This window comes from Thiocapsa sp. (assembly GCF_011390875.1).
GTDB lineage: Bacteria > Pseudomonadota > Gammaproteobacteria > Chromatiales > Chromatiaceae > Thiocapsa.
Genome location: NZ_JAABRP010000005.1, coordinates 1 through 5,191 on the forward strand (window position 1 = coordinate 1; position 5,191 = coordinate 5,191).

Below are 5,191 nucleotides of genomic sequence, written 5' to 3' on the forward strand. Positions count from 1 at the left end.
CCCCGCCCACCGGTGCGATTCTCGACAGGTGCCGCCGGCGAGAACGCGGCCGAGAAGACGACGTTGATCTGACAAGGCGATCCGACAAGGCGATGGATGAAGAGAGTCGGTCGTTGGTGAGTCGACGAAGGCGCCGAGAAGGCCGGGGTATCGGAGAGCGCGTCCTACCAGCGAACCTCGAAGACACAGGATTCGGCGCCGTTGGCCTGGCATGCAATCTCGGTGACGCGCGCGTTCGGATGGACGAGCCGAGAGAATAGCCGCTCGAAGCTCCCTGCATAGAAATCACAGAGAGGCTCGTTGGCCGAAGCGCCTCGGCAGATCGGACCATCGGTCACCGTCAGCCTGGTCGGGCGACCGGGCTTCCCGTCGAAGACGCCGCTGCCGACAAAGGTCCAGGCGTTGCGACGAATCGCCGAGATCAGGACGCGGCTCGCGAGACGGGCGGGAAGTAGGGTGAGGAGTCGCTGGACCGGACGCGGGATGCGGTTTGCGAGCAGATAATCGCCCGTACGCAACCCGGCATCGTGCGACACCGGTCGGGCAACAACGAGTCCCAATTGCTCGCGCAGCGCAGCTTGAAGCCGGGTCACCTCGCGCTCGTCGACCATCTCGCTCGGCGGCGTCGTCAGATAGTGTTCGAGCCCAGCGGCCCTGAAGACCTGCGACACGGCATCGGCACCGCGCGCTTCACCGAGCGCCTCGGCGACACGGATGACGGCGTTGGGTCCGACTCTCGCTATCGCACCGAAATCGGTCGGCGCGTTCACGGCCCGGCCGTCGCGCGCCACTGCGTGCTTCCCCAGTCAACGGACGCGTCCTGCTCGACGCAGAGCCCGTGCAGCAGATATCGACCCTCCTCGGTGACCCGGATGCCGTCGTCCGTCACCTCGAGCAGGCCGCGTCCGCCGTCGCGGCAAAGGCTCTCGTACTCGCGCTCCAATCCATGCGCGGATGACGCGGGGAGCTCGAGGTTGCACATGAGATAGAGGATGGCCTCTCGACGGCGACGATCCTGATCGCTCAGCCGACGTCCCCAAGAGACAGGAAGCAGCCCGGAAGACACACAACGTTGCCAGGTCTTGAGGTCCGGCGCGTTCTGAACAAGCGCGCCGCCGACCTCGCCGATTCCGCTTGGACCAAAGGCAAGCACCTGCTTGGCCGGCATCGGCGTGTAGCCGATCGCGTTGCGATAGAGGCGGCGCTCGTCTTGGGCACTGGTCAGCTCGTCGGCCTCGCGCGCGAAGACATCCAGACCAACCCACCGATAACCGGCTGCAGAGAATGCCTCCACAGCCTGATGGAACAGCGCCAGCTTCTCGGCTACCGACGGAAGGTGATCCACACTGATGGCGTGTTGATGGGGTCTGCTCACGGGATCGTGAGCGTAGCTGAAACAGGCGACCCGATCCGGCCCGAGCGCCACGATCTGGTCGAGCGTCGCCTGAAACCCCTCCGGCGTCTGGAAAGGCAAGCCGTAGATCAGATCGAGATTGATGCTCTCGAACCCAGTGTCACGCGCGGTCAGAAAGACGTCGCGCACCATATCGAGCGACTGGACGCGGCCGATCGCGCGCTGTACGTCGGAGTTGAGGTCCTGCACACCGAAACTGATGCGCTTGAATCCGAGCCCGTAGAGGAGGTCGAGCTGTCCGGCCGAGGTGCGTCGCGGATTACATTCGATCGAGGTACAGGCTCGATCCGAGATCCGGAAGTGTCGCTCGACGATCTCGATCAGTCGAGCCAACTGCGGCTCGTTGAGATGGTTCGGCGTACCGCCTCCGACGTGAAGCTGATCGGTGACACGACCACGGCCGATGATGTCGGTGACCAGCCCCATCTCGCGGTCGAGGGCATCGAGGTATTGGTCGACCTTCTCCTCGCTGTGCGTGATGGTCGTGTTGCAAGCACAGTAGAGACAGCGCACGTGACAGAAGGGGACGTGCACGTACACGGAGACATGCTCGTCGGGGCTGTCGCGCAGCCCCATGAGCGCTTCTTTGTAGTTCGAATCCGAGAAGGTCGCGTCGCCGCCCATTTGCGATGCCGCCAAGGCACACCCGGGCGGCAAATGTCCGAACCGCTCGAGAAGCTCGAGCGGCAGGCTTGAAGGGAGTGGAGGCGCCATGTCTTGAACCCGGTTAGTCAGGTTGGACTGCCGTCATCTTAGGCTTGGAGACAGCGGCCTTGACCGGCAGATCCGATTCCGAAACCTGCAGATCGTCCGGAGCGCCGCATGCCACGATTTTGACGGGCGTCCCTTTGAAATTCATGTCCGCGGACAACTCGGGACGATCCCGCTTCAACTGCGCGATCTCGTCGGCCGTGAGAACCTTGGATGCATCGAAGCCCAAGTCCACCTCCGTCGACATTCCCTTCATCTTGAGCCGCTCGAGGTCGTAGAACTTTTTCGACGCCGTGGTCTTGGCGAAGGCCTTGAGGCAGCCGAGCATGTAACGTCTGCGGAACTTGTCCTTGATCCAAGGATACTCCAAGAAGCTCTTGCGCATATAGAAGCGCGCATAATTCTTTAGGACGCCCTTGAGTACCTGCTCGCGCGTCATCGCCTCGGGCTTCATGATCGGCGTCACGAAATTGTACTTGGAGTAGTCGCGAACCTCCACCCTGTCGCCCAACTCCTCGAAGAGCTCCGCGAAGGGCCATGGCGTGTACATGTTCCAGTTCGCCATGTCGGGCTTCCAGTCCTGAGCGAGCTTGTAGGTCTCCTCGATGGTCTCGGGCGTCTCGTTCTCGAGACCCATGATGAACTGGACCTCGGCGACGATTCCGGCCTGCTGCAGGAGCTTGACCGCCAGCTTGTTCTGCTCGACCGTGGTCTGCTTGCGGAAGGTGTCGAGGTTCAACTGCGAGACCGCCTCGGTGCCGAGCGAGACATGGACCAGACCGGCCTTGCGGTACAAGGGCAGCAGGTCGCGGTCGCGCATGATATCGGTCACGCGGGTGTTGATGCCCCAGTGGAGCGGGAGATCGCGCTTGATCAACTCCTCGCAGAGTGCGACGAACTTCTTCTGGAAGATCGTCGGCTCCTCGTCGGCGAGGATCATGAATCCGACGTTGTAGTCGCGCACCAGGGTTTCGATCTCGTCGACGAACTTCTTGGGATCGCGATGACGATACTTGCGCCAGAACTTCCACTGCGAGCAAAAACGGCAGGTGAAGGGGCAGCCGCGCGCGAAGTTCGGCACGGCGACCCGGCAATTGAGCGGGGTGTAGATGTACTTGTCCCAGTCGAGCAGCGACCAGTCCGGCGTCAGGGTGTCCAGGTCCTCGATGACGGGACGCGCCGGCGTCGCGACGACCTGGCCATCGTCGTCGATATAGGCAATACCCCAGATACGCTTGCGATCTTGCCGATGGGTACCCGCCTCGATGGACTGCAGGAGTGCGACAGCGATCTCCTCGCCCTCGCCGCGCACGATGTAGTCGATCCAGGGCGCCTCGCTGAAGACCTGGGTGTACATAAACGTCGGATGGATGCCGCCGAGCACGGTGACACAGTCCGGGAGCACCTCTTTGGCGATCTGCAGCGTGGTCTGCGCCTTGTAGATCTGCGGGGTGATGGCGGTGGCCAGCACAACGTCGGGCTGGTTGACCCGGATGATCTCGCGCAGCTTGTCGTCCGGAATATCATAGGTCATGGCATCGATGAACCGGATGTTCGTCATGCCCGCGTGCTTGAGCGCACCTCCGATATAGGCGACCCAACCGGGTGGCCAGTTTCCCGCGATTTCCGCACCACCACAGTGATAGTTCGGCTGGATCATCAATATACGCATGAGAATTCCTCAGGAACGGGTCGAACGGCAAACGGCCATTCGAGCCTGACCGCATCAGTCCGATCTCGGGCGTAGCAGAACTCTTCGAGCCAGCGACACCGGCGATGACGCCGGGACGCGAGGGCACCGGGACGTGATGCCTCCGCGATGCGTTGGCCCAGAGTTCGAACAGTTCCGAATCGGGTCGTTTCGTATCGCGCCGTCCGGGCGCGCATTGCTTCATACCTTAGCTTATTCCCGAGCAGCTCGATATGATTCGCGTCAACCGCGCCGGGCGCCACGACATCGTCTTTCCGACACCGCCTCGACCGATATGCGGATAAGCCTAGCCCAGTCTCCGCCTCGGATCAAAGCCCGCAGGCGGTCTCGTGCGCGCTTCACCGAGGTTTATGGAAGCTCCGTGATCGGAGCCCCGCTGCGACCGGGCCCGGCGCGGCGGCGGGACGACGGCGAGGTCGATTGCGGTCGCGACAGGTCTCGGGAAGCGACCATTCTCAGCTTCGTTCCATCGGTACGCGTTCCGCCCTGCCCGCGATGGCTGTTTGGATCCCCGCCCGGCTCACCGTCGGCATCCCGCGAAGGCAGCGCCCAGGCCCAGAGAGCCTCGTCCGGCAAGGGAAGCACGAGGAACCAGTGTTCGAGGATGCCCAGCGCCAAAAGAGTCGCCACGAGTATCAGGCTCACGACCTCAAACTCGGTCGCACCCGGAGTCAGTGCCCGGGACACCATCAGAACCACAATCAGGGTGGCCAGAGTCACCGAGATCGGAAACAAGAGGTTCATGCTCCGCTTGGGCATGTAGGACTTCAGATAGGCCAGATGCTCGGGCAACCAGTCGTTCAAATTGGGAACGCCCAAGAAGAGATTGAGCTTTGCGCTCCAACGCATCAGCCAAAGGACAACGAAGGTCCAGGTTCCGACCTGATTGGGCTCGCCCCAGGAGATCAAGACCAGGAAGGCCACTGCCGAGAGGACCGCAAACTCATGATAGAGGCTGGTCAGAATGGCGAGACCGAAGCGCTTCCAAGCCGCACAACCGGGTGGGCACGGCGTCTTGCGCGGCCCGGTCAAGAGGCCGGTGAAATAGCTCATTTCCAAGACACCCCAGACCACCACGCCGGAGGTAAAGGCGATGTAGGCCGCGCTCAGAGAAGTAGAGGTACTGCTGACAACGAGCGCAAAGACGGCAAACGCCAACACCGCGGAGCCGCCGAGCATCGTCCAACCAAAGGTGCGACCCGGCAGATTATCCAGATAGAGAACGACACCCGTGCTGAACCACCAGAGCCCGAGCGCGAAAAGAACGGGGTAACCATATTCGAGCATGCAATGCGCCCTATTCTCTGGCCGATGGCGATCGGAACACCTCTCCTTCCGAGATCACCCCGGCCTTG

4 protein-coding genes are annotated in these 5,191 nt (G+C 62.2%); all 4 read right to left on the reverse strand.

Translation table 11 applies throughout. The features are described 5' to 3' along the window. Positions 1-164: 164 nt before the first annotated feature. The 4 genes from bchJ to puhE all read right to left on the reverse strand — a co-directional run bounded on the left by bchJ (position 165) and on the right by puhE (position 5,123). Positions 165-791 (reverse strand): bacteriochlorophyll 4-vinyl reductase, encoded by a 627-nt coding sequence (gene bchJ, locus GPT33_RS00500; RefSeq protein WP_296804815.1) that lies wholly within the window; start codon positions 789-791, stop codon positions 165-167. Continuing rightward, positions 767-2,128 (reverse strand): oxygen-independent coproporphyrinogen III oxidase, encoded by a 1,362-nt coding sequence (gene hemN / locus GPT33_RS00505; protein ID WP_296804817.1) that lies wholly within the window; start codon positions 2,126-2,128, stop codon positions 767-769. The genes bchJ and hemN overlap by 25 nt, the downstream gene beginning before the upstream one ends. A gap of 13 nt (positions 2,129-2,141) precedes the next feature. Continuing rightward, positions 2,142-3,797 (reverse strand): magnesium-protoporphyrin IX monomethyl ester anaerobic oxidative cyclase, encoded by a 1,656-nt coding sequence (gene bchE / locus GPT33_RS00510; RefSeq protein WP_296804819.1) that lies wholly within the window; start codon positions 3,795-3,797, stop codon positions 2,142-2,144. A gap of 387 nt (positions 3,798-4,184) precedes the next feature. Further along, positions 4,185-5,123, reverse strand: coding sequence for a putative photosynthetic complex assembly protein PuhE (puhE, locus tag GPT33_RS00515; protein ID WP_296804821.1), 939 nt, complete (start codon positions 5,121-5,123; stop codon positions 4,185-4,187). Positions 5,124-5,191: the final 68 nt, after the last annotated feature.

Bases quoted from the DNA above. Each gene is read 5' to 3' on its own strand.
- hemN (WP_296804817.1), bottom strand. From the start codon at position 2,128: ATGGCGCCTCCACTCCCTTCAAGCCTGCCGCTCGAGCTTCTCGAGCGG.
- bchE (WP_296804819.1), bottom strand. From the start codon at position 3,797: ATGCGTATATTGATGATCCAGCCGAACTATCACTGTGGTGGTGCGGAA.
- puhE (WP_296804821.1), bottom strand. From the start codon at position 5,123: ATGCTCGAATATGGTTACCCCGTTCTTTTCGCGCTCGGGCTCTGGTGG.